Raw genomic sequence first — 22,302 nt, 5'->3', positions numbered from 1 at the left:
CTCTCATGACAAAATGCGCACTAATCTAGTATGAGAAAAGAAGCTTGAAATTATAAAGGAGACACCACAATTTACTAGGAAAATCAGTTCAATAAAATGTAAGGAAGAGGAGATTCTAACAAAGGATGGCAGGCGAAGTAATTTTTTAATACCATTCAAAAACAAAGACTTTTTAAAAGGAGCGAAGCAATTTGAAAAGGGTTGTTGTTACAGGTGCAGCAGGAAAAATTGGCCGGTGGACCGTAAGGACGTTTATGGAAGCAGGCTATGAAGTGATCGCCACTGACAGGAAATTGAGGGAAGAATCTGCCTCACCTAAATTCCTTCAGGTTGAATTGAAGGATTACGGCCAAGTTTCCCAACTATTAAAGGGTGCATACGGGGTAGTCCACCTTGGGAACATTCCTACTGACGTAAGAAATACATCTCAGGCACTGTTTGAAAACAATATGCTAGTCAACTTTAATATCCTTGAGGCCTGCAAAGACCACCAGATTCCAAAGCTTGTTTGGGCCTCGAGCGAAACCGTTCTTGGTTATCCTTTTATCGAGGAGGAACTTTACTACCTGCCAGTGGATGAGAAACACCCAACAAGAGTCAAGTCCTCCTATGCGATGGTAAAGCGGTTGACCGAAAACCTTTCGCAGATGTTTTTTGATCTTTCAGGCAATAAGACGCAAATCGCGGCCCTAAGGTTTGCCAATATCTATGAGCCTGACGAATATGAAAAATTGCCGATCATGCATTGGAATGATGAAAAGCAATGGGATTTGCAAAAGAAAAACGCTTGGGCTTACTGCGATGTTAGAGATGCTGCACAGGCTTGCCTGCTGGCCATTCAAGCAGATAATATCGGAAATAATATTTTTCATATTACCGCACCTGACACAATCATGCCAAAGCCGAGCCAGTACTTAGTTGAAAAATACTTCCCAAGCGTAGAACTGAAAAAGGATATTGAAGGATATGAGACATTGATGTCCCATGACAAAGCAAAGAAAGTCCTTGGTTATAAGCCAAAATATACCTGGCGGAATGTATTGAACAGTGATGGAACCACGAAGGCACTTCCTGAGGACCAGATGGCCCTTTCTAAAACATCCATTTAATTGAAAAAAGTTCCGGGGGCTCCCCCCGGAACCTTCTCTTTAAATGAAGCCCCTCTCCCGTATATACTTGATGATACATTGCGCGGCATCGGCAACCATGCATTCTGAAGTATCAATGGTGATCTCAGGAGCCTGCGGGGGTTCATACGGGGAATTAATCCCAGTAAATTCCTTAATTTCACCCTCCCGCGCTTTTTGATACAAACCTTTAACATCCCTTTTTTCGCATACCTCAAGCGGGCATTGCACCCATACCTCAATAAATTCACCCTGTTCAAACAGCGCCCTCACCCTATCGCGGTCTTCACGAAATGGGGAAATGAACGCAGTGAGGACAATCTGGCCGCTATCAACAAACAGTTTGGAAACCTCACCGATCCGGCGGATGTTTTCAACACGATCTTCCTTGCTGAAGCCGAGCCCCTGGTTTAAGCCGTGGCGGATATTGTCCCCATCCAGTACATAACTCCTCACCCCAAGACTGTGAAGCTTGCGGTCTACTTCATTGGCAAGTGTCGATTTACCAGAGCCGGAAAGGCCGGTAAACCAGAGCACGAAGCTGTTATGGCCGTTTAATTTCCTGCGGTCATCCTTAGTAATAGTGGCTGGATGCCAGACAATATGCTCAGTCATGTTTTGCCACCGACTCCTGAAGGCTGCCAGCCCGCTTTGTCATTCCCTCAATTAATATCTCGGCAACCTCGGGGCGGCTGTATTCCTTTGGAGGGGCCTCCCCTTTATTGAGCATCGTCCTTACTTTTGTTCCGGACAAGGATACGTGATGTTCCTTGCCGTGGGGGCATGTTTTTACAGAAGCCATATTGCCGCATGCTTTGCAAAAATAGCTGTTTTCAAAAAACAGAGTTTGAATGCCAATTTCCTCTTTTTTAAAATTACTGAATATCTTCTGGGCGTCATAGGTTCCGTAATAATTGCCTACTCCGGCATGATCGCGGCCAACGATGAAATGAGTACAGCCGTAATTTTTCCGGATAAGCGCGTGAAAAATGGCTTCACGGGGACCGGCATAACGCATTGCTGCCGGAAAGACGGAAAGCAGCACTCTTTCCTTCGGGTAATAGTTTTCAATAAGTGTTTTATAGCTTTTCATTCTGATATCACCTGGTACATCGTCGGCCTTTGTTTCTCCGACAAGTGGATGCAGGAATAAGCCATCAACAGTTTCAAGTGCACACTTTTGAAGATATTCATGGGCTCTATGAATCGGATTCCTTGTTTGAAAGCCCACAACAGTACTCCAATGATTTTTTCTGAAAAGCTCCCGGGTTTCCCTCGGGTCGCGATTTTCAGCTGGATAGGGGTTCTCTGGCCTCCTGACCATAACAATCGGGCCGCCGATATAGACCTCTTCCCGTTCAAATAGTTTTTTTACCCCTGGATGCTCCAGTTCATCCGTCTTGTACACATGCTTTGCTTCCTTTTTCTTGTCCGGAATGAACTTGTCAGTAATCAGCATTACCCCGTACACGGTGCCATCCTTCTCAAGCCTGACAGTGTCTGTAGGTCCAATTTGTTTGGCAGCTGTCTTTGAAACTGCGAGTGTAATTGGGATGCTCCAGACAGTACCATCCTCGAGGCGCATATTTTCGACAACCGACTGGTAATCTCTTTTTCCCATAAAACCGACAAGCGGGCTATAGGCGCCAATCGCAATCAATTCCAGGTCGCTGAGGGCCATCGCATCAAGTTCAATTGCCAGGGAATGTTTCGGAATCGGATACTCCTCATTCACAAGGTTTACTAAAATTCCCCCATGGGGCTGAATCATGTCACTTCCTCCTAACATAGTCGTGTTAGCTTTTATAGACTGTTAACTGCTTCCGCTGGCATTATGCAGCCCGCATTCGGTTTTCTGGCTAGTCGCCCAGCGGCCGGAGCGCATATCCCAGCCATCTGCAACCGGTTTTGTGCATGGCTCGCAGCCGATAGATGGGTAGCTTTTGTCATGCAAAGGATTATAGGGAAGTTTGTTCAGCTCGATATACATCCAAATATCCTTCCATGTCCAATGAATGAGCGGGCAAATTTTTATATTTTTAAAGTTTTCATCTTTATTAATAAATTGAACATGCTTACGGGTTTCGGACTGTTCCCTTCTCAGCCCGGATATCCAGGCATCGACTTCCTTGAGCTCACTGGCAAGCGGTTCGACCTTCCTTATTTTGCAGCAAAGATTTGGATTGCATTTCCACAGTTCCTTCCCGTGGGTCTCTTCCTGGCTGCTCAATGTCATAGCCGGCTTCACCATTTTTATTGTAAAACCCGGATATCTCTTTTTTACCGAATCTATCAGTTCGTATGTCTCCTTAAAATGCAGGTCTGTGTCCAAAAAAAGAATCGTTGCGTTCCTATTCACCTTCGAAATAAGGTCAAGCAGGACAATACCTTCCGCCCCGAAACTGCAGGCGTAGACGATTTCATCTCCATATTCCTTGAAGGCCCACTTGAGGACTTCCATTGAATCCGCATTGTTTTCAAATACTTGCCCTGCTTTCTCTTCCTCCCACATTCGATATGTTAAAGCCTTCTCCATCTCCATCCCCTCGCTATCTTCTTGTGCCGGGGCACCCAACTAGGTAAAAACCTACGTACAGGTTATTCAATTTTCATAAAAAAGGTTCTTGCTGGTAAAAGCCTATTTCAAAAAATGAAATGGATTAGGTACGCATTCTCAATCTGGGCATATACTTTTGAAGAGATTTAAGGGATAGGAGTCCACAAATGAACGTGACTATTTTTCAAGGCCACAGCCATGATCTGCCTCCCTCCAACATTACGATTGTCATTGATGTGATTCGGGCTTTCACGGTTGCCCATTACGCCTTCCATCGGGGAGCAAAGGAAATCGTGCTTGCCGGGACTGCGGATGAAGCCTTTCTTTTAAAAAAAGAAAATCCTGATTATCTTCTGGCAGGGGAAATAGGCGGCCTTGCAATTCCGGGCTTTGACTTTGACAATTCCCCGAAAAGGATGGCTGAAGCCGACGTAGAGGGAAGAACACTTGTCCAGAAAACGACCAACGGTGTAAAGGCAACATTGAATGCGCTCGGTGCGGAAGCTATGTTTGTAACCGGCTTTTCCAATGCTAAAAAAACAGCGGAAGCCGCCAGGAAGCTGTGCGGGCCAGGAGCAACAGTAACGATCATTGCCTCCCATCCTGAAGGCGATGACGATCTTGCATGTGCTGAGTATATCAAAGCAATGATTGTTGGGGATAAATCTGTGGATAACTCTGAAGTCGTTGAGCGAATCAGAGGATGCAGACAGGCGGAAAAGTTTTTCGACCCGAACCAGCCTGAATTTATTAAAGAAGACATTTCTTTTTGCACAAACATGCTGGATTGCGATTTTGTGATGTATGTGGACTGTTCAAAAAAGCTGCCACGATTAGTGAGGGTGAATGAGCATGAATTACACTGGATTGGACCTGCCCGCCCGTGAAATGAAACCGAGGGTTAAAGGTCTGACGATATTGATTGACAACGGCATTCCAGAGGCTGTTTTTAAGGACACCATTAAGTGCTCCGCCAGCTTTGTTGATTTTGTTAAGTTTGGCTGGGGCACATCGGTTGTTACATCGAGTCTTGGAGAAAAGATATCCTGTCTTAAGGAAAATGGCATAGACTATTTCTTTGGCGGAACTCTTTTTGAAAAATTCCTTAGCCAAAGCAAACTGGACGATTATTATTCCTATTGTAAAAGATACGATTGCAAATACATTGAAATCTCCAACGGAACGCTGCCGATTTCGAATAAAGAAAAAGCCCGCCATATTGCCGATTTTTCAAAGGAATTTTGTGTTTTCAGTGAGGTAGGCAGCAAAGACAGCAGTGTCACAGCCGAATCGTCCGAATGGCTGGATTTCATCCATGAGGATTTTGAAGCAGGTGCAAGCAGGGTTATCACTGAAGCAAGGGAGAGCGGCACGAGCGGCATCTGCCATGCTTCCGGGGAAATGCGCTTTGATATTATCGAAGAAATAATCGGATCAGGGCTTGCCCTTGATAGGATGATATTTGAAGCACCAAATAAAAAAATGCAAACCTCTTTTATCCGGATTGCCGGATCAAATGTTAATTTGGCCAACATCCCTTTTTCAGACGCGATTGCCCTTGAAACACTGCGGCTCGGATTGCGGTCTGACACATTTTTCATATAAAGGAGTTATCTACATGAGAGATACAAATAAAGTGTTCCACCTTGCGATTCCATGCAAGGACCTCGATGAAACAGTTGATTTTTACGAAAAGCTTGGCTGCCGCCTTGCGAGAAGATACCATGACCGGGTTACCTTTGACTTCTTCGGCGACCAGGTTGTCTGCCACCTTAATCCTGACAAAATTGACCTTGTCCCGAAAATGTATCCAAGGCATTTTGGGATTACGTTTGTCGACCGTGACGAATTCGATCAGGCGCTCAAGCACGCACAGAAAAACGAGCTCCGCTTTTTTCAGGAGCTAATGGTCCGGTTTGCCGGCAAGCGGGAGGAACATGTCACCTTCTTCCTGATCGACCCTGCCAACAATTTGCTAGAATTTAAGTATTATCACGATGATAGTATGATTTATTAATAGGGAAAAGCCGGTTCAGCTTTGGGGCTGACCGGCTTTTTTGTAGGTTTTATTGATGCTGTTGCACATTTGCCAGGCCTGGATGTTTTTTCTTACGATATTTCGGGGTAACCTGGACTGTTCGATAGGAGGATCACTAGTTATTTATGGCTAACAGCGTAGTCTGGGTCAGACCCTTCCTAGTGAGTGCCAGGCCCGGATGATATTCTTTTTTACTACCTTTAATGTTGTAACTGGCCATTATTCACTAGTCATAAACTGACAGTAACTATAAAATCTCTTTAAAAACATAGTCCGGGTCTGGCCCCGCCTAGTGAGGGCCAGGCCCGGGCTATTTATTTTTAAAAGAATTTTAGTAATGGATCACTAGTCATTGCCCCGCTCGGAAACCAATTGTAATCCCCAGCGCTAGGCATTACCGTACGGAAACAATAAAATCTCCAAACGAAGACCTTTTGATAAAAATAATCCTATCAAAATTGATAGGATTGATTTTCACACTTATTTCGCTGGCCCTTTTACAGCGGCAACTTCATACAATCCCGATTCAGAGCTGATGATATACTCAGGCTTCGGCTTGCCAAGGTTTGCTTTATGGCCGGCAATATGGGCATCGCTCTTTTCCCATCGCTTCCAGTATTGTTCGGATTCCCAGCGAATCTGGATGATTACTTCTTCCTCACCGCGGCGGACCTTTTTTACCATAACGGTCAGGTCTACAAATCCTTCCTGTTCCTCAATAATGCCGGGCTTGCTGAAACGTTCAACTACTTTGTCGGAATTTCCTTCTGCAATGGTCATTTTTCGCATTTGGACAAACATACTACCATCCCCATTTCATTTAGTGACTATCCTCATTGTAAATGATAATCATTTTCAATGAAAGAGGACTGCTCTAAAAGGTTTCATTGGTTACTATACACCTTGCCATCCAGCAAATCCTTAAGGGTTGTATGATCGAGTAACTCAGCGACTGTATCCCTTACCAGTGCCCATAGCGGCTTTAGCATACAGCCAGCTTCCAGAGGACAGCTCTCATACGATGTTATGCTGACACATCCCATTGGCGCCAGGGGACCCTCCAGATTCCGAATCACCTCACCAATGACAATATCATTCGCGCTTCTGCTAAGTTTATATCCACCGTGTACTCCACGCTTGCTTTGGACGTAGCCGTTTCGTTTCAGCTGCAGAAGCAGCTGTTCCAAATAATTGATTGGGACAAGTGTCTTCTCTGCTATTTCACTAATTGAGACTAGCCTGCCTCCGTCACTTCCGAGGCAAATAAGTGCCCGCAGCGCATATTCTCCCCTGCTCGATAGCCTCATTGCTCCCCCTCCTTATATAGGCATTCATCCAATCTTCCCCAAATAAAGAACCTTCATTTTTGTCCCGACATATTGTACGTTACAAACTTGATTAGATTAGTCAACAATCACCAATATAGAGTGCTTCTAACTAGTCTATTCAGTATTTTTGTAAAAAAGGAGAGATATCATTGAGGAGGCTTATTATTCTTGCGTTCATTGGCCTGGCAGCACAGCTGGTTGATGGTTCCCTTGGCATGGCATACGGGGTTACCTCAACGTCTTTGCTGCTCATGTTCGGAATTGCTCCTGCCGTGGCCTCTGCTTCTGTCCATATGGCAGAGGTTGTAACGACAGCGGCATCCGGTGTATCGCATATCCGGTTTGGAAATGTTGATAAACAAGTTGTATACAAATTGATCATCCCTGGGTCAATTGGTGCTTTTCTCGGGGCAATTTTTCTGGGAAGCATCCCCGGTGATATAATAAAGCCTTATGTTTCCGTGTTCCTCCTTCTGTTAGGTGTTTTCGTTATCTACCGATTTTTGTTTAAGTTTTCCACTACAAATCAACCTTCTATTAAAAAGAAAGGCAAAAAGTTCTTTATTCCGCTCGGCTTTATTGCAGGTTTTTTTGACGCAACAGGCGGCGGGGGATGGGGTCCAATTGCAACTCCTGTCTTGCTGACAAGCAGCAAGATGGAGCCGAGAAAAGTTATTGGCTCTGTTGATACAAGCGAATTCGCAATTGCGGTCTCCTCAACGATTGGCTTCCTTTTGACGCTTGGCTGGTCACAAATCAATGTTCAATGGGTTATCGCCTTAATGATTGGCGGCCTGATTGCAGCACCCATCGCGGCCTGGCTTATAAAAATCATTCCGACAAACCTTTTGGGAACTCTAGTTGGAGGAATCATCATTTTAACCAACATCCGAACTTTGTTGGGGGCGCTTGATGTATCTCAGACAATCAGTTTATTCACTTACGGAAGCCTTGCCATCCTGTGGGCAGCAGCGATAGGGTTTGTCGTTTATAAATTAAGGCAGGGAGTTGCCGGAACAGCAAGCTTGGAGTAAATAGGGGGTTTCAGGGGAAATTATCTACTCACCCCGTTTGGCTGCTTTACCCATTTTTTTCTACGGTAATTCGCCTTACACTGCTGGGGGACTGAATTGTCCCGAATATCTAAAAATGTGTCCTGAATCGTTTGAGAAATGTCCCGTATTTTTTGGGAAATGTCCTGTATATATGAAAAGTTGTCCTGAATATTGAAAAAGTTGTCCTGACCCATTTAGCTACCTCCGTGTTTAGGTCGTTAACGTACCCCTATCAACAACCTAACCAGGCTTTTTGTGGATAATTGATCTTTTTGGAGAGTTAATTAATCCACAAAATAACTTCTTGTGGATTAATTGTTTATAATTATCCCACTAAATTTATTTGAGGAAAATTTACAGATCAAAATTAAAACGGTCCAGAGGTGATAACCTTTGGACCGTTTGCTATTTTTATCTTACTGTTCTCGCTTACAGGTTTCCTTTTGGCCCAAAAAATTCGAAACGAATTCTGTCATCACTTACACCGATTTCCTTCAGAGCACTATTGATGGCCCTCATAAACGGTACCGGTCCGCAGAAATAGAAGTCTGCCTCGCTGACAGGAACATTCTCTTCCAGCCATTCACGGGTTACATAGCCTTCTACGTCGAACTTGTTTTCATTTCTGTCATCCTCGGTTGGTGAATCATAGAAAACATATGATTTAATGTTTTCCTTTTCAGATAAAGCTTCAACCTCATTTCTTAGAGCATGCAATTTGCCATTTTGAGCCGCATGGATAAAGGTAACGTTTCTTTCAGGCTGAACTTCCGAAACGGTTTTAAGCATACTAACCATTGGAGTCAGGCCAACACCGCCGCTTAGCAAAACGACTGGGTTCTCCTTTGCCGTATTTAGAACAAAGTCGCCAGCCGGAGCACTGATGGGAAGGATATCTCCCTCTTCGACTTTTTCATGAAGATAATTTGACACCATGCCATCTGGATTGGAGCTGCCTGTCTCACGCTTTACGCTGATTCGGTAATATTCTTTTCCCGGCGAGTCCGAAAGGCTGTATTGGCGCATATGGGTGAATTTTTCTCCAGCAATCTCGAGCTTGACGCTGATATATTGCCCCGCCTGGTAGGAGGCAATTTTTTTTCCATCCTGGGGTTTTAGATAGAAGGAAGTAATAACATCACTTTCTTTCACCTTGCGCTCCACAATGAAATTCCGGAAACCGGCCCAACCGCCTTTTTGGCTGGATGCCTCATCATACATTTCCGCTTCGATGCTGATGAATGCATCTGCAATTACTCCATAGGCCTCGGCCCATGCATTGATAATTTCATCGGTAGCAGCTTCACCTAAGACATCCTTGATTGCCAGTAACAGATATTTTCCTACGATAGGATAATGTTCTGGTTTAATACCAAGACTTCTATGCTTATGGCCGATTTGCTTTACAACAGGAATGATGGCCTCCAGGTTATCGATATATTTTGCCGCTGCATAAACTGTAGCTGCAAGCGCCTTTTGCTGGCGGTTTTGTTTCTGATTAGCATGGTTAAAAATATTCAGTAATTCAGGGTGATCTGTAAACATCATTTGATAAAATTTCGTGGTGATTGCTTCCCCATGGACCTCAAGAACAGGAACTGTGGATTTAATAATCTCAATCGTTTTTTGGTCTAACAAAACAAGCACTCCCCTTTATGTAATTAATACTATTCACATAGTGATAATATATAAAAATTCACTTTAAAGCAGTGATTTAGATCACAGATTGATATATTTAAATAATTTTACTCGTTTGCTTCCTTGACTTGCTTCACTATTTCAAGCTCCATAAATTAAACGTAAGTTTCTATGATTTTACTAAGGGGAGCTATTAATTCCTTGGTACAGGTGCCCTTTGCCCGTCAGGATCCTTCCTTATGTTAAGGCGCTTGTCTAGCAAAGGTATATTTCGCGTACAATTTGTTCACCCAGAATAGCGAATGTCCTTGAAAAAGAATTTCAAGTACATTTCGGTGCAGCACAACAGATGAAATGTCCTTGAAAAAGGATTTTGAGTACATTTCGGTGCAGCACGACAGATGAAATGTCCTTAAAAAAGGATTTCGAGTACATTTCGGTGCAGCACGGCAGATGAAATGTCCTTGAAATGGGGTTTCGAGTACAATTTGGTGCCGCCGGACAGGTAAAATGTCCTTGAAAAAATTGAGTACAATTCGAGCCTGCTATGTTAGTAAATTGGCTTTGAACCGCGGTGAAAATTGACTATTTTTCCTCCAGGATACCAAAGAGAGCTTAATCACTTGAAAAGCTTTGTGCAGCATGGTTAAGTAACGGTAACAGATGGTAAAGGAGTGTTTTGAAAGTGGCTCACCAAGATTTCATGCAACTGGCCATTAACCTGGCTTACGATAACACGAAGAACCAAAATGGGAAACCGTTTGGTGCTGTCATCGTTAAGGATGGAGAGGTGATTGCAACTGGGGTAAATGAAGTTCTGACAACTCACGATCCAACCGCACATGCTGAGTTGCTCGCTATTAGGGAAGCGTGCACCGCTTTGGGGACTACTGACCTTTCCGGCTGCGAGCTGTACGCAAGCGGAGAACCATGCCCCATGTGCCTAAGCGCAATTTATTGGGCTAATCTTCAACATGTTTACTATGCGTTTACGGCGGAGGAAGAGGAAGAAGTTGGCCTGGGAACACAGTATGTTTATCAGCAAATTGCCCTCCCATTAGAGGAAAGAGACATTAAATTGAAGAGATTGGACAAGAACCCACAAGACAACAATCCGTTTGCCCTTTGGAAAGAGTTAAACTCTTGATGAGCAAGAGCTTTTTTCTGAACGCAAAATGGGCTCCAATCCTGTTATGTTGCATCCTGTTTCTTCAAGGATGTGTCACGTCGAACGAAAACCAGCCGATAGAGGAGAAAAAACAAATGACAAACGACATAGATACTCAGCTGCTTCAAGCTGCTGAAAACCAGGAAACAGAAACCGTAGAGATGTTAATTGAGGCGGGCGCCAATATAAATGTGCAAAATGAGCAGGGACAAACCCCTACGATGATTGCAGCCTATCATAACGATGTTGAAACGGCAAAAGTATTAATTAAAGCAGGAGCAGACGTCAACAAACAGGATGATATGAAAAACAATCCATTTCTGTATGCAGGTGCTGAGGGCTATCTTGATATTTTAAGGTTAACCATTCAGGCTGGAGCCGATCCGGCCATTACGAACCGTTACGGAGGAACCGCCTTAATCCCTGCTTCAGAACATGGATATACCGAAGTAGTGATAGAACTTTTAACAAAGACTGACGTTGATGTGAATCATATCAACAATCTTGGCTGGACTGCCTTGCTTGAAGCTATTATTCTAAATGATGGCGGCAAAAAACAACAGCAAACCATTAAGTTGTTAATTGAACATGGGGCCGATGTGAATATTCCGGACGGCAATAATGTTACCCCTTTGCAGCATGCGCGCGAAAGAGGATTTAAGGAAATTGAACAAATTTTAATGGATGCTGGTGCAAACTAAGAAGGCATAACCTTGCTTTTAGCAGGGTTGTGCTTTTTGTTTTCCCACCTTTAAAAAGGCCATCCACTGCCTCCCTTCCATCACTTGCTTTATTTTCCACAAATTTTTTATGGAGCAATTCCGCAAAGTAAGCTTATATGTTTTGATACGGCTACTACTATATTTTATAAGCCAAACCTATCGGGGTGTTTAAGTGGACAGCAACTGGTTTGATATAACGATTCGTTCTTTTTTATTTTTAGCTGTTCTGTTTTTAATGACCAAATTACTCGGTAAAAAGCAGCTTTCCCAAATTTCTTTTTTTGAGTATGTATCCGGAATTACGATTGGGAGTATAGCAGCTGAAGTCATTATGGGCCTTGAGAGAAACTTATGGCATGGAGTAGTAGCGATTTTGATTTTTTTTGCAGTGACATATTTAGTCGACTATATCTCTCTAAAAAATAAAAAATTCCGGGATTTCACTGAAGGCAAAGCAACTGTATTTATAGAAAACGGAAATATATTAGAAGGAAACTTAAAAAAGGAACTTTACACGATTGATGATTTAAACACCTTGCTTAGGAAAAAAAATGTGTTTAACGTTTCTGAGGTGGAATTTGCCGTTCTAGAGCCGACTGGTGATTTAAGTGTTTTTTTGAAAAAAGAAAACCAGCCGTTAACCGCGAAAGATTTAAATCTTAACGTTAAAAACAAGAGAGTAACCCAGACTGTTATAATGGATGGAAAAATATTATATGATTCCCTTGCTGCCGCAAAACGGTCTCCCTTATGGCTCAAAATGGAGCTCGAGAAACAAGGTTTGTCTGTCGATAAAGTCTTTATGGCTCAAGTGGATTCTTCAGGCAAATTAACTGTTGACCTTTATGACAAGTAGACAAAGAAGCATAACCCTCTAGGAGGAGTTATGCTTCTTCTAGTTAGAACCGATTTTTCTCTTTTGCCTCGTTATATGTCTTCAGGTCATCTCTGACACTTCTATCCCAAAGCTTCACCCCGGAGTTGTAAGCAGATCGGTTAATCAAGTGCCCGGATATCGGCGAAGTCATAAAGAGGAAGACAAAGCCTAGTATCAGCCTTGAATTAAAATGATCCAGGGAGGAGTAAAAGTAAATAAATGTTCCTATTAGAATGAACATGACCCCTAAAGTCGTCGCTTTGGATGCTGCATGGTTCCGTGTATACACGTCTGGAAGCCTAATCACGCCGAACGTAGCAATAAGACATAGAAAAGCGCCTGCCAAAATGAAAAAACCGATTAAGAAATTAACGATTAGGCTCATTTTCGATAATCTCCCCTCTTTCCAAATATTTAGCAAAGGCTACCGTCCCGATAAAGGCCAAAATCCCAATCAGAAGGATAATATCCAGAAAAGCAGTCGATTTATGGACAATTGAAAATAGCGCGGTTATCGCGACAAGATTAACGCCAATTGAATCCAGGGCAATTACCCTGTCAGCGGTTGAGGGCCCTTTAATGACGCGGTAGATGAGCCCCAGCATAGAGAGTGAACAGCATAATAAAGCAATTCGTACAATTATTTCAAGCATTAGCCGCTCACCTCCAAAATAGCACGTTCAAATGTGTTTTTTATATTATTAATTTCAGTTTCAATTTCTCCTAAATCCATCGCATGGACAAACAGGATTTTATTATCATCGGATACTGAAATGACCAATGTGCCGGGTGTCAGGGTAATCAAGCTAGACAAGAGCAAAATCTGCCAGTCTTTCGTTAAATCGGTTTGAAGGGCAAAAATGCCCGGCCGCATATCCAATTTGGGCTTCAGTACAATTTTGATGATTGCAATATTGGATAACAGAAGCTCCTTGAAAAAGATTAGTGTCAGCTTCACAAACGACCAAATTCTATAAACATAGAAGCGGCTCTGGAAAAAGCGCCTAAGCACAAAGATGACAAGCAACCCAAATATATATCCTTTAATAAAATCAATAGGGCCATACGAAACCTTGATAAACATCCATAGGAAAGCCAGGACCACATTTAATAAAATTTGAAGGGACAACCTAAATCACTCCTTTAAGACAGCTTCAATATAGGCACTTGGATCCAATAACGTTTCAGCTGCCAGGTTAATATACGGCAGGAAGGACTCCGAGCCTATGCCGTAAACAGCGGACAAAACCACGAGAATGGCCGGAGAAATGAGAAGCCATTTAACAGGAGCCTTTTCCTCCCCTTCATATGCCTGCCCCTTCCCCCAAAACCCATTTATGAAAATTTTCATAACGGAAAACAGGACAAGAAGGCTAGACATTAATACGAGGCAGGCGGCAATATAACTTTCTCCCTGAACACCGCCTTGAATGATCAGAAACTTTCCAAGAAATCCGCTCAATGGAGGAATACCTGCCAGTGACAATGCTGCAATGAAAAAGGTCCAGCCAAGGCCTGGATACCGGCTGATCAGGCCGCTGATTTTTCTCAGATTACTTGTCCCAGTTATCGCAATCATAATCCCAATGAGCAGAAACAAAGCGGCTTTAATGATCATGTCATGAATCAAATAATAGACCGACCCTGTCATAGCGGCAGGATTCATAACGGAAACGCCGTATAAAATCACACCGACTGCTACGATAATGTTGTAAATGACAATATACTTTATATCCCAATAAGCAATTGCCCCTATTACACCAACAATAACAGATAAAATCGCCAAAACGGCCAGCAGCTGGAAAAGGAAGCCGTCATGGTAAAAAAGAAGGGTATAGGTTCTCGTAATCGCATATACGCCAACTTTTGTCAGCAATGCCCCAAACAGAGCAAGAACCGCTGCCGGAGGTGCATAGTAGGAGCCTGGCATCCAGAAGTAAAGCGGAAAGATTGCCCCTTTCAGCCCGAATACAATTAAAAACAAAACCGCAATGACAGTCAAAATGCCCGGCATCCCGTTTGCGCTAATCTCACTGATCCTTGTGGAGATATGAGCCATGTTCAGCGTTCCGACTACAGAATACAAATAGGCGACAGCAATAACAAATAAGGCCGAAGAAATAATATTGACGAGCAAATATTTAATCGTTTCACCTAACTGAATCTTTGTTCCGCCGAGCACGAGCAAGACATATGAAGACATGAGCATCACTTCAAAGAAGACAAAAAGGTTGAAAATATCCCCAGTTGTAAAGGCCCCGTTAATCCCAACTAATAAGAAGTTAAAAACCGCATAAAAGTAATGATTTTCTCTTTTTTCCCCTATTGAAGAAAAAGAATAAAGCAAACATGCGAATGCGATGATACTTGTTGTGAACACAAGCAGCGCGGAGAGCATATCGGAGACGATCGTTATTCCAAAAGGCGCATCCCAGCTGCTGATATTGAGTGATTGAACTCCATCAAAGCGGACTTTTTGAACAATCATAAAGGAAACAATGATTCCTGCAACTGCTGACAACGTTGCCAGCGCGCGCTGAACGGTTTTATTTTTTCTAAAAAAGATTAATAGTGCCCCCGTAAGTAGAGGGATGATGATCGGTAACAGAATTAAATTAGTCATTTAGCTTGGATCCTCTCATTTCTTCCACATTATCGGTCCCCAGCTCTTTATAGGATCGATAGGCCAAAACCAGGAAAAAGGCTGTTACCCCGAAAGAGATAACAATAGCCGTTAAAATAAGAGCCTGCGGGAGTGGATCTGTATACGTGGTTATATTGTCCCTCAGGATTGGGGCTGCTCCCCTCTTCAGCCCGCCCATTGTTAAAATAAGCAGATGGGCTCCATGGCTGAGCAGTCCTGTTCCGATGATAATGCGCAGCAAGCTTCTTGACAGCATTAGATACGTTGCAGTCATAAATAAAATCCCTATGACAAAAGCCATTAAAATCTCCATTATTCATCCCCCCCTATTGTTTGAATAATGGTCATCGTCACACCGATAACAACAAAATAGACACCCAGGTCAAACAGTGTTGCGGTATGGAGGGATAGTTCCCCAATCACCGGGAGATGAACATCTGTAAAAACGTGGGTTAAAAAAGGTACATTAAACAGCATTGCCCCTGCACTTGTAGCAATCGCAATCAATAACCCACTAGCCGTAAGAAACCGATAATTGATGGGCAGGATTTTCGCAACTGTTTCAATATCATACGTGATTAACAGGAGAACAATCGCCCCCGAAGTCATCAGGCCGCCGATAAAGCCGCCCCCAGGATAGTAGTGGCCCGCAGTGAAAATATAAACCGAATATAGGGCGATGATAAAGAGCAACACTTTAAGGGACGTTTCAAGAATAATATTATTAACTTTTCTCACCCTTGTTTCCCCCTATCCGATTTCAATCTAATCATTCCGTAAATCCCCAGCGAGGCAATCGCAAGGACCGTTATTTCAAAAAGTGTATCAAAACCGCGGAAGTCCACGAGAATGACATTGACCATGTTTTTCCCGGCTGCTTCCACATACGTATTTTCAACGTAATACTGCGAAATCGAATCAAACAGCTTATTGCTATGGGCGGAGAGTGCAATAATGGTGACGATTGCCCCAACCCCAATGGATATGAGCGCATTTGTCAGCCTGAATCTCATCCTCGTTTCAAGCTTTCGGTATTTCGGCAGGTGATAAAAACAAACCAGGAAGAGAGCGACCGAGATCGTTTCGATTACCAGCTGGGTTAACGCCAAATCCGGTGCCCTGAAAAGCACATAGAACAGTGAAACCGTATAACCAACTGAACCAAGAAGGATAATTGAAGTCATTCTTGATTTAACAAACAGAATGCTTATTGATCCAACAACGATAAACAGGACAAGGACCATTTCATATATCCCTATGGATGAAACATTGCTCGTATCAAGCTTAAATGCATTCTCCCTTATGAGAGCTGCAGATAGAATGAAGATAAAGAATGTAAAGATATAAACAAGATAAGATCTAATCGAGCCGGTCATATAGCTGTTCGTCAACCTGTTGGAGCCGGTCTGGGCCTTTTCTATTAGGCCATCATAAAAGCGGTTCAGTGATAGCTTCTGCGGAAGTTTACCGTAAATCTTTCCCCACTTTGGATATGTTTTAAAAAGGAAGAAGCCCAGCAGGATGACTCCAATGGTCATGAACAGTTCAATGTTAGGACCGTGCCAGAACGAGATATGTACATCGAACTCTTCCCCCGCTCCCAATAAATCTGGCAGGACAGCTGACATTGCCGGCGAGATCAGAGTACCTGATAGTAAGTTCGGGAAGAGGCCGAAAATGACAACAAGAGCAGCCAGAATCACGGGGGAAATCAACATCCCGACCGGAGCTTCATGCGGCTTCTGGTCTAGTTTTTCCGGCTGGTACTTCCCGGTGAATGTTTTGAAAACAAGGATCATGCTGTACACAAACGTAAAGATACTTGCCACCCAGGCAAGCACCGGGAATAGAATTCCCCATGTTTCCAGGTTGAATATGTTCATTTCCCTTACTTGGACCATGGCCGTAAAGAACATTTCTTTACTTAAAAATCCATTAAAAGGAGGCAACCCGGCCATTGAGAATGCCCCGATTGCGGAAATTGTAAATGTGATCGGCATAAACTGCATAAGCCCGCCAAGCTTTCTGATATCCCTCGTGCCTGTTTCATGATCAACGATTCCCGCAGCCATGAACAGGCTTCCTTTAAAGGTAGCATGGTTGATTAAATGAAAGATTGCCGCCGTAACGGCTACTGTGTAAATATTGTCGTCCAGTGCTTCAAAATGGAGAGCAGCTGCCCCGACGCCAAGCAAGGACATAATCAGCCCGAGCTGGCTCACTGTTGAAAATGCAAGAATCGCTTTTAAATCAGTTTGTTTTACAGCAAACATCGATCCCCAGATTAAGGTTAACAGGCCGACTCCTCCAACAAGCCAGAACCAGACACTCGATTCCCCGAATACAGGAGTGAACCGTGCTACAAGATAAATCCCCGCTTTAACCATTGTCGCCGAGTGTAAATACGCACTAACAGGCGTTGGGGCCTCCATGGCATCGGGCAGCCAGATGTAAAAAGGAAATTGAGCTGACTTTGTAAAAGCGCCAAGCAATATACAAACCAGTGCAGGGACAAATAAAGGATGATTGAAAATTTCATCTGAAGTACCGATGATTTCGGTCATGCTGAATGTTCCGGTCATCACATAAAGAAGGATGATTCCGCCGAGCATCGCCAGCCCGCCAAACACTGTTATAAGCATCGACTTTTGAGCTCCATACCGGGACCGTTCCCGTTCGTACCAATAGCCGATCAAGAGAAATGAGGAGAAGCTGGTCAGCTCCCAAAAGGCATACATGACGATTAGGTTATCGGATAACACGACCCCTAGCATTGCTCCCATAAAAAGCAACAAATAGACATAGAAAGTGTTGAGCTTTTCTTTATCTTTTGCTAAATAGTAAATGGAATAGAGGATTACGAGTGCGCCTATCCCTGTAATTAAAAGGGCAAATAATAAGCCAAGCCCATCTACTTTGGCTGTGAAATTCATCCCCAGGGATGGAATCCATTCAAAGGTTTCCATCACCCTTTTTTGGCTCATCGTTTCTGGAAGATAGGAAAGAAAATAAGCAAATAATAGGATGGGCAAAGGAAGAACGAACCATCCCGTATGTACGCGTCCGAACCACTTATGGAAAAATGGAATGAAAATAGCAAGTAGCAGCGGCGAAACAATCGCCAAGAGCAAGTAAGACAAAGGTAATACCCTCCTATCAATCATTGTTTTTAGTATGTACAATCAGCTGAAACTTTTGGTCTGCGGATAAACTCTAACCTAATAACTAACAGATCTTGGGATTTCAGCAGTTTAAAAAAGATAAAAAAACAAAAAGGAGCCTGTCACCAAAGGGCATACCTCTCCCCTTGGTGACAGACTCCTCCATAAAAACCGTATTTTTATAATAATCAGAAACCTCACATAAACCTATTCTAGCTTACCACTTTCATATTTCTTGTTCAACTAACTTGCCTGGCAGCAGCCCGCCTGACATGCAAAATACAAAAAAATACTTAGTTTATAGTACTATATAGTTAAATTACAAAAGGTGAGATGATTTTACGCTTAAGAGTGGTGTTATGACAGCTGGAGCGTGTTTCAAGAGGAGAGACTATGTTCAATAAAATTAAAGCTTGGGCGAAGCAGTTAAAAAGGAAGATCTTTATTCTTTATTTTGCATATAGAGATGAGCGAGTACCTTGGTACACAAAAGTGTTTACTGCTGTTATCGTCGCATATGCATTCAGCCCAATTGACTTAATACCCGATTTCATTCCGATTCTTGGTTACCTGGATGAAGTGATTCTGCTTCCAATAGCGATTTGGCTCGCGATGAAAATGATACCGAAAGCAGTTTTATCTGATTGTGAAGTGAAAGCAGAACAACTGATGAAAAACGGCAAACCAAAGAATTGGATTGCCGGCCTTATAATTATATTAATTTGGGTTGGATTCACGGTTTGGGCATCTATCAAAATCTTTCAGCTTTTAAACTAAACCGAACTATATCAGCTATAAAGAGCTAATCAACTTAATTGATTAGCTCCATAATTTTTTGTTTTTTAACAACATGACAGCTCATTTTTTCGGGCTAAATTGTCTTTTTTTTGGATACTAAGCTTCCTTACCCTTAGCCATCAGCTGACCAAGAGAATATAACTTGCTTCCATTCAATACGAAATACACCGTTAGGGCTAATAACACAAGATCATAAGCATAGCCATTTAGAAATCCGTCCGGCAATTTCACCATTAAGATTGCACCAATCATGATTAGGCCCAATAGTAGTGAAGCAACACGAGTCCCTAAACCAAGAATCAGCGCAATGCCACCTGCCACTTCAATCACAGCTACTGCATAAGCAAGAAAACCGGGAATCCCGATACTATCAAACCAGCCTACCGTATTCTCTATCCCACCTTGAAACTTAGAAACTCCGTGTGCTAAAAAGACAATGCCTAGTACTACACGAAGTATAAAGGTTCCAATTTCATTTTTGTTAGACATAAAGAAACTCCTCCTCTATTACTTAAGTTTTTATATTTATTTAACATATTATAGATTGATATATTTTTAATTCAAGGTTTTTTACAATAACTTTACATTCATTTTTAACTGAAATGCTTCTTCCGATAATATTTGAAAAAGCCAACCCGATCCTCCTCTTTTGTAAGGCGACACGTTTGTCTTTTGTAATACCAGCTATCCTTCAGCTCCCTTTTAAATTCTTATGCAACTAATATCCCGGAGAAAACCAATTATTGCAAGGTTCGCCCCACTGTTTAGAAACTGAAAATAGGAGGCAAACTGCATGTCACTAATAAAAAAATATTGACATTATATGAACAAAGTTCCATAATCGTATTTATTAGATTAAACAAAATATTATAAACAATTTGTTAATCTTGTTTTCATTAGTGCGAAAAGTGAATAAGCAATATTTTTCTTATCAAGAGAGGTTGAGAGAATGGCTCTATGACACCTCAGCAACCACCGTTTAGACGGAAAGGTGCTAATTCCTGCAAGTTTGGTGAAAACTTGCAAGATAAGAAGAAACCTTGTAATTTAAGGTCTTCTTCTTTTCTGAAGAGGGCCTTTTTGATTTCCAGCTGCAGTAAGTCATCTAACTGCTGTGAGTGGGAATCCTCGCTTTAAATCCCCACTATTTTTATAAGAATAATATAATTTCACCAGCATTGTAATCCAAAATTATTAAAAAGGAGAATGAAGAAAGTGACGAATCAAATTGCTAACTCACAATTGAGCTTTGGGAAGAAGGATGCACCTGTAAAGGTTGAGGTTTTTTTGAACTTAACCTGCCCCTATTGTGCTACTTTTTTTGGTATTGCCGAAGATGTTTTACAAAACTACCTGGAAAATGGCCAGGTTGAATTCATTGTTAAGCATTATGACAAGCCTAGAGAGATGTTATTAAATGGAACCTTAATCAACTTATTCCTTGATTACAGCAACCCCCTCCGTGTGAAAAACATCTTAAAGGAATTATTTGCAACACAGGGCGAATGGGATCAACTGAATAATCAAGAAATCAAAAAACTAATAGCCGAAAAATATCAGCTGAAAGAAGAACCAGAAAATACCGAAATTAGCCTGAAAGTAACGGCAGAAGCTATAGCCAGAGATGTAAAAATGGTACCGACTGTTTTTGTTAATGAAAAGGAGTATCAGTTCCCAACGGAACTAACTGCCGGTGAATTGAAAGCCTCAATTGAGGAAGAACTGGCTAAGTAAACTAATCACATTTTCACCGGGGGGAGAATGAAAATGAGTATAAATGAAATTGGAACCCAATTAACAAAGCTTCCAAGAATCCATCCAGCTTTTTTCCGAAAGTATCGTAGTTTTGCGGACGATGTTTGGCAAAAGGGAGTGATCCCACCAAGAGAAAAAGAGATTATTGCTGTTTCAGTAACAACGATAACGAAATGTTCTTATTGCACTCAATTCCATTCAAAAAAGGCGAAAAAATTAGGAGTTACTTCAGAAGAATTAATAGAAGGAGTTACAATTGCCACTTCGCTTGAGACTGGAACTGCACTCCTCCCTTCACTTCCGGATGGGGTGTTTGAAGAACTGGGAAACGTTAACCGAGAGGAACAATTACTCAAGCTTTTTCCTGACCAATCTAAACATTTGCATGACTTGCTTATCGTACCGTTCATAGAGTCTTCAGGTACGTTATCTACTAAACTTGTTATCTTGATTTCCTATGCATCGGCGCATGCTTTAAGATCAACCGAGTATATTAAAAAACTTAAAGCTCTCGCAGCCAACTATTCTATTAGTGAAATGGAGTTGGCAGAAGCTAGTTTGATAGCCGGAGCTTTGAGGGCCGGAAGTACAATAAGGCATCTGGCTGACGTTTTGGATGTTTATGATACGGAAAGGAGATAAAGCGGTGTGAGTCCAAGAATCAAACATACATTAGATACTGCTATACCTTGGGTAATCCCGACTCTTTTTTTAATACTATGGCAACTATTGGGTTCATTGGGGATTTTGCCAAAAGAAATTCTGCCTACACCCATCGAAGTTATAAAAGGAACCATTCGTCTAGCAGAAGATGGGAGCCTTTATGAATATATATGGATTAGTACAAAAAGAGCATTCATCGGCTTTTTTATTGGAGGAATTATTGGATTCGTTTTAGGACTGATAAATGGATTGATTCCACTTGCCTCCAAATTGCTTGATACATCCATACAAATGATTCGGACCATTCCACATTTAGCATTAATCCCGCTTGTTATTCTGTGGTTTGGCATTGGGGAAGACGCAAAGATCTTCCTCGTCGCTTTAGGGGTAGCTTTTCCAATATATTTAAATACATATCATGGCATTCGTAATGTTGATAAAGGATTAATTGAAATGGGAAAGGTTTACGGATTAAAAGGATTCCCTTTATTTTGGAATATCCTGCTGCCAGGGGCACTCCCTTCCATCTTAGTTGGTGTCCGCTATGCTTTAGGGATCATGTGGATGTCCTTAATTGTTGCTGAAACCATCGCATCTGATACAGGGATTGGTTATATGGCAACTTCAGCCCGCGAATTTATGCAAATGGATATTGTCATTCTAAGTATCATCCTATATGCATTATTAGGGAAATTATCAGATGTGCTAGCGTTGGGTTTAGAAAAAAAATGGCTTAAGTGGCATCCGAATTTCTACAAGAAAAGAGCATAA

At 42.2% G+C, this 22,302-nt stretch carries 25 protein-coding genes, 1 pseudogene and 1 riboswitch; of the genes and pseudogenes, 12 read left to right on the top strand and 14 right to left on the bottom strand.

Annotated features, from left to right (window positions below; genetic code table 11):
- Window positions 1–191 precede the first annotated feature (191 nt).
- On the top strand, window positions 192–1,109 hold the full coding sequence (locus AM500_RS03485; RefSeq protein WP_082347117.1) for an NAD-dependent epimerase/dehydratase family protein: 918 nt from the start codon (window positions 192–194) through the stop codon (window positions 1,107–1,109).
- A gap of 39 nt (window positions 1,110–1,148) precedes the next feature.
- On the opposite strand, the gene cysC is transcribed toward AM500_RS03485, so the two are convergent.
- From cysC to AM500_RS03470, 3 genes are read right to left on the bottom strand one after another with little or no spacing between them, the layout of a single operon-like run.
- Window positions 1,149–1,742 carry an adenylyl-sulfate kinase gene (gene cysC, locus AM500_RS03480; RefSeq protein WP_053597962.1) on the bottom strand — a complete coding sequence of 198 codons (594 nt, stop codon included), beginning with the start codon at window positions 1,740–1,742 and terminating at the stop codon, window positions 1,149–1,151.
- Complete coding sequence (gene sat / locus AM500_RS03475; RefSeq protein ID WP_053597961.1) at window positions 1,735–2,898, bottom strand: sulfate adenylyltransferase; 1,164 nt, start codon at window positions 2,896–2,898, stop codon at window positions 1,735–1,737. The genes cysC and sat overlap by 8 nt, the downstream gene beginning before the upstream one ends.
- A gap of 42 nt (window positions 2,899–2,940) precedes the next feature.
- Window positions 2,941–3,663: a phosphoadenylyl-sulfate reductase gene (locus AM500_RS03470; protein WP_053597960.1), complete on the bottom strand. Its 723-nt coding sequence runs from the start codon at window positions 3,661–3,663 to the stop codon at window positions 2,941–2,943.
- A gap of 188 nt (window positions 3,664–3,851) precedes the next feature.
- Here AM500_RS03470 and AM500_RS03465 point away from each other — a divergent pair, with 188 nt between their 5' ends.
- The 3 genes from AM500_RS03465 to AM500_RS03455 are packed head-to-tail and all read left to right on the top strand — an operon-like array spanning window position 3,852 to window position 5,701.
- Entirely contained in the window at window positions 3,852–4,571 is a 720-nt protein-coding gene (locus AM500_RS03465; RefSeq protein ID WP_053597959.1) for a 2-phosphosulfolactate phosphatase, read from the top strand.
- The gene (locus AM500_RS03460) at window positions 4,537–5,289 is read left to right on the top strand and encodes a phosphosulfolactate synthase (RefSeq protein ID WP_053597958.1); all 753 of its coding nucleotides are present in this window, start codon (window positions 4,537–4,539) and stop codon (window positions 5,287–5,289) included. The genes AM500_RS03465 and AM500_RS03460 overlap by 35 nt, the downstream gene beginning before the upstream one ends.
- A gap of 13 nt (window positions 5,290–5,302) precedes the next feature.
- A complete protein-coding gene (locus AM500_RS03455) occupies window positions 5,303–5,701 on the top strand; it encodes a VOC family protein (protein ID WP_053597957.1) in 399 nt (132 codons plus the stop codon).
- Between the two features lie 501 nt (window positions 5,702–6,202).
- Here AM500_RS03455 and AM500_RS03450 read toward each other — a convergent pair.
- Window positions 6,203–6,523, bottom strand: coding sequence for an antibiotic biosynthesis monooxygenase (locus AM500_RS03450; RefSeq protein WP_053597956.1), 321 nt, complete (start codon window positions 6,521–6,523; stop codon window positions 6,203–6,205).
- An 83-nt stretch (window positions 6,524–6,606) separates the two neighbouring features.
- Window positions 6,607–7,029 (bottom strand): RrF2 family transcriptional regulator, encoded by a 423-nt coding sequence (locus tag AM500_RS03445; RefSeq protein ID WP_053597955.1) that lies wholly within the window; start codon window positions 7,027–7,029, stop codon window positions 6,607–6,609.
- A 170-nt stretch (window positions 7,030–7,199) separates the two neighbouring features.
- Here AM500_RS03445 and AM500_RS03440 point away from each other — a divergent pair, with 170 nt between their 5' ends.
- Complete coding sequence (locus AM500_RS03440) at window positions 7,200–8,084, top strand: sulfite exporter TauE/SafE family protein (protein WP_053597954.1); 885 nt, start codon at window positions 7,200–7,202, stop codon at window positions 8,082–8,084.
- 450 nt (window positions 8,085–8,534) lie between these two features.
- On the opposite strand, the gene hmpA is transcribed toward AM500_RS03440, so the two are convergent.
- Window positions 8,535–9,743 (bottom strand): NO-inducible flavohemoprotein, encoded by a 1,209-nt coding sequence (hmpA, locus tag AM500_RS03430; RefSeq protein ID WP_053597952.1) that lies wholly within the window; start codon window positions 9,741–9,743, stop codon window positions 8,535–8,537.
- Between the two features lie 685 nt (window positions 9,744–10,428).
- On the opposite strand from hmpA, the gene AM500_RS03425 reads away from it, so the two are divergent.
- The 3 genes and pseudogenes from AM500_RS03425 to AM500_RS03415 all read left to right on the top strand — a co-directional run.
- On the top strand, window positions 10,429–10,890 hold the full coding sequence (locus AM500_RS03425) for a nucleoside deaminase (protein WP_231688096.1): 462 nt from the start codon (window positions 10,429–10,431) through the stop codon (window positions 10,888–10,890).
- A complete protein-coding gene (locus AM500_RS03420; RefSeq protein WP_082347116.1) occupies window positions 10,890–11,612 on the top strand; it encodes an ankyrin repeat domain-containing protein in 723 nt (240 codons plus the stop codon). Before AM500_RS03425 ends, AM500_RS03420 begins: the two co-directional genes overlap by 1 nt.
- Window positions 11,613–11,805: 193 nt before the next feature.
- Window positions 11,806–12,483 (top strand): annotated as a pseudogene (locus AM500_RS03415) (DUF421 domain-containing protein); the annotation flags it as partial.
- Window positions 12,484–12,532: 49 nt separating this feature from the next.
- Here the strand turns inward: AM500_RS03415 and mnhG are convergent.
- Genes mnhG through AM500_RS03380 form a run of 7 tightly spaced genes read right to left on the bottom strand, consistent with a single transcriptional unit; the run spans window position 12,533 to window position 18,294 of the window.
- On the bottom strand, window positions 12,533–12,895 hold the full coding sequence (gene mnhG / locus AM500_RS03410; RefSeq protein WP_053597949.1) for a monovalent cation/H(+) antiporter subunit G: 363 nt from the start codon (window positions 12,893–12,895) through the stop codon (window positions 12,533–12,535).
- Window positions 12,879–13,163: a Na(+)/H(+) antiporter subunit F1 gene (locus AM500_RS03405; protein WP_043930362.1), complete on the bottom strand. Its 285-nt coding sequence runs from the start codon at window positions 13,161–13,163 to the stop codon at window positions 12,879–12,881. The genes mnhG and AM500_RS03405 overlap by 17 nt, the downstream gene beginning before the upstream one ends.
- Window positions 13,163–13,639 (bottom strand): Na+/H+ antiporter subunit E, encoded by a 477-nt coding sequence (locus AM500_RS03400; RefSeq protein WP_053597948.1) that lies wholly within the window; start codon window positions 13,637–13,639, stop codon window positions 13,163–13,165. The genes AM500_RS03405 and AM500_RS03400 overlap by 1 nt, the downstream gene beginning before the upstream one ends.
- A 6-nt stretch (window positions 13,640–13,645) precedes the next feature.
- Window positions 13,646–15,133, bottom strand: coding sequence for a Na+/H+ antiporter subunit D (locus tag AM500_RS03395; protein ID WP_053597947.1), 1,488 nt, complete (start codon window positions 15,131–15,133; stop codon window positions 13,646–13,648).
- A complete protein-coding gene (locus AM500_RS03390; protein WP_053597946.1) occupies window positions 15,126–15,467 on the bottom strand; it encodes a Na(+)/H(+) antiporter subunit C in 342 nt (113 codons plus the stop codon). The genes AM500_RS03395 and AM500_RS03390 overlap by 8 nt, the downstream gene beginning before the upstream one ends.
- Window positions 15,467–15,892, bottom strand: coding sequence for a Na(+)/H(+) antiporter subunit B (locus AM500_RS03385; RefSeq protein ID WP_053597945.1), 426 nt, complete (start codon window positions 15,890–15,892; stop codon window positions 15,467–15,469). Before AM500_RS03385 ends, AM500_RS03390 begins: the two co-directional genes overlap by 1 nt.
- Window positions 15,889–18,294: a Na+/H+ antiporter subunit A gene (locus tag AM500_RS03380; RefSeq protein WP_053597944.1), complete on the bottom strand. Its 2,406-nt coding sequence runs from the start codon at window positions 18,292–18,294 to the stop codon at window positions 15,889–15,891. The genes AM500_RS03385 and AM500_RS03380 overlap by 4 nt, the downstream gene beginning before the upstream one ends.
- 414 nt (window positions 18,295–18,708) lie before the next feature.
- On the opposite strand from AM500_RS03380, the gene AM500_RS03375 reads away from it, so the two are divergent.
- A complete protein-coding gene (locus tag AM500_RS03375; protein WP_053597943.1) occupies window positions 18,709–19,092 on the top strand; it encodes a YkvA family protein in 384 nt (127 codons plus the stop codon).
- Window positions 19,093–19,209: 117 nt separating this feature from the next.
- Here AM500_RS03375 and AM500_RS03370 read toward each other — a convergent pair whose 3' ends face one another.
- Entirely contained in the window at window positions 19,210–19,602 is a 393-nt protein-coding gene (locus tag AM500_RS03370) for a DoxX family protein (protein WP_053597942.1), read from the bottom strand.
- A 436-nt stretch (window positions 19,603–20,038) separates the two neighbouring features.
- Window positions 20,039–20,147, top strand: a riboswitch (SAM riboswitch).
- Window positions 20,148–20,328: 181 nt separating this feature from the next.
- On the opposite strand from AM500_RS03370, the gene AM500_RS03365 reads away from it, so the two are divergent.
- From AM500_RS03365 to AM500_RS03355, 3 genes are read left to right on the top strand one after another with little or no spacing between them, the layout of a single operon-like run.
- Window positions 20,329–20,847, top strand: coding sequence for a thioredoxin domain-containing protein (locus AM500_RS03365; RefSeq protein WP_053597941.1), 519 nt, complete (start codon window positions 20,329–20,331; stop codon window positions 20,845–20,847).
- Between the two features lie 33 nt (window positions 20,848–20,880).
- Window positions 20,881–21,510 (top strand): carboxymuconolactone decarboxylase family protein, encoded by a 630-nt coding sequence (locus tag AM500_RS03360; protein ID WP_053597940.1) that lies wholly within the window; start codon window positions 20,881–20,883, stop codon window positions 21,508–21,510.
- 6 nt (window positions 21,511–21,516) lie between these two features.
- A complete protein-coding gene (locus tag AM500_RS03355) occupies window positions 21,517–22,302 on the top strand; it encodes an ABC transporter permease subunit (RefSeq protein ID WP_053597939.1) in 786 nt (261 codons plus the stop codon).

It is taken from the genome of Bacillus sp. FJAT-18017 (assembly GCF_001278805.1).
In the GTDB taxonomy this organism is placed as follows: Bacteria; Bacillota; Bacilli; order Bacillales; family Cytobacillaceae; genus Bacillus_D.
This window is presented reverse-complemented; position numbering and strand designations above follow the sequence as displayed.

What these genes read in the sequence shown, in the direction of transcription:
- AM500_RS03390 (WP_053597946.1), bottom strand. Translation starts at nt 15,467, where the DNA reads ATGGAGATTTTAATGGCTTTTGTCATAGGGATTTTATTTATGACTGCA.
- AM500_RS03450 (WP_053597956.1), bottom strand. Translation starts at nt 6,523, where the DNA reads ATGTTTGTCCAAATGCGAAAAATGACCATTGCAGAAGGAAATTCCGAC.
- AM500_RS03460 (WP_053597958.1), top strand. Translation starts at nt 4,537, where the DNA reads ATGAATTACACTGGATTGGACCTGCCCGCCCGTGAAATGAAACCGAGG.
- AM500_RS03395 (WP_053597947.1), bottom strand. Translation starts at nt 15,133, where the DNA reads ATGACTAATTTAATTCTGTTACCGATCATCATCCCTCTACTTACGGGG.
- AM500_RS03375 (WP_053597943.1), top strand. Translation starts at nt 18,709, where the DNA reads ATGTTCAATAAAATTAAAGCTTGGGCGAAGCAGTTAAAAAGGAAGATC.
- AM500_RS03445 (WP_053597955.1), bottom strand. Translation starts at nt 7,029, where the DNA reads ATGAGGCTATCGAGCAGGGGAGAATATGCGCTGCGGGCACTTATTTGC.
- sat (WP_053597961.1), bottom strand. Translation starts at nt 2,898, where the DNA reads ATGATTCAGCCCCATGGGGGAATTTTAGTAAACCTTGTGAATGAGGAG.
- cysC (WP_053597962.1), bottom strand. Translation starts at nt 1,742, where the DNA reads ATGACTGAGCATATTGTCTGGCATCCAGCCACTATTACTAAGGATGAC.
- AM500_RS03455 (WP_053597957.1), top strand. Translation starts at nt 5,303, where the DNA reads ATGAGAGATACAAATAAAGTGTTCCACCTTGCGATTCCATGCAAGGAC.
- AM500_RS03465 (WP_053597959.1), top strand. Translation starts at nt 3,852, where the DNA reads ATGAACGTGACTATTTTTCAAGGCCACAGCCATGATCTGCCTCCCTCC.
- AM500_RS03470 (WP_053597960.1), bottom strand. Translation starts at nt 3,663, where the DNA reads ATGGAGAAGGCTTTAACATATCGAATGTGGGAGGAAGAGAAAGCAGGG.
- AM500_RS03405 (WP_043930362.1), bottom strand. Translation starts at nt 13,163, where the DNA reads ATGCTTGAAATAATTGTACGAATTGCTTTATTATGCTGTTCACTCTCT.
- AM500_RS03370 (WP_053597942.1), bottom strand. Translation starts at nt 19,602, where the DNA reads ATGTCTAACAAAAATGAAATTGGAACCTTTATACTTCGTGTAGTACTA.
- mnhG (WP_053597949.1), bottom strand. Translation starts at nt 12,895, where the DNA reads ATGAGCCTAATCGTTAATTTCTTAATCGGTTTTTTCATTTTGGCAGGC.
- AM500_RS03420 (WP_082347116.1), top strand. Translation starts at nt 10,890, where the DNA reads ATGAGCAAGAGCTTTTTTCTGAACGCAAAATGGGCTCCAATCCTGTTA.
- AM500_RS03360 (WP_053597940.1), top strand. Translation starts at nt 20,881, where the DNA reads ATGAGTATAAATGAAATTGGAACCCAATTAACAAAGCTTCCAAGAATC.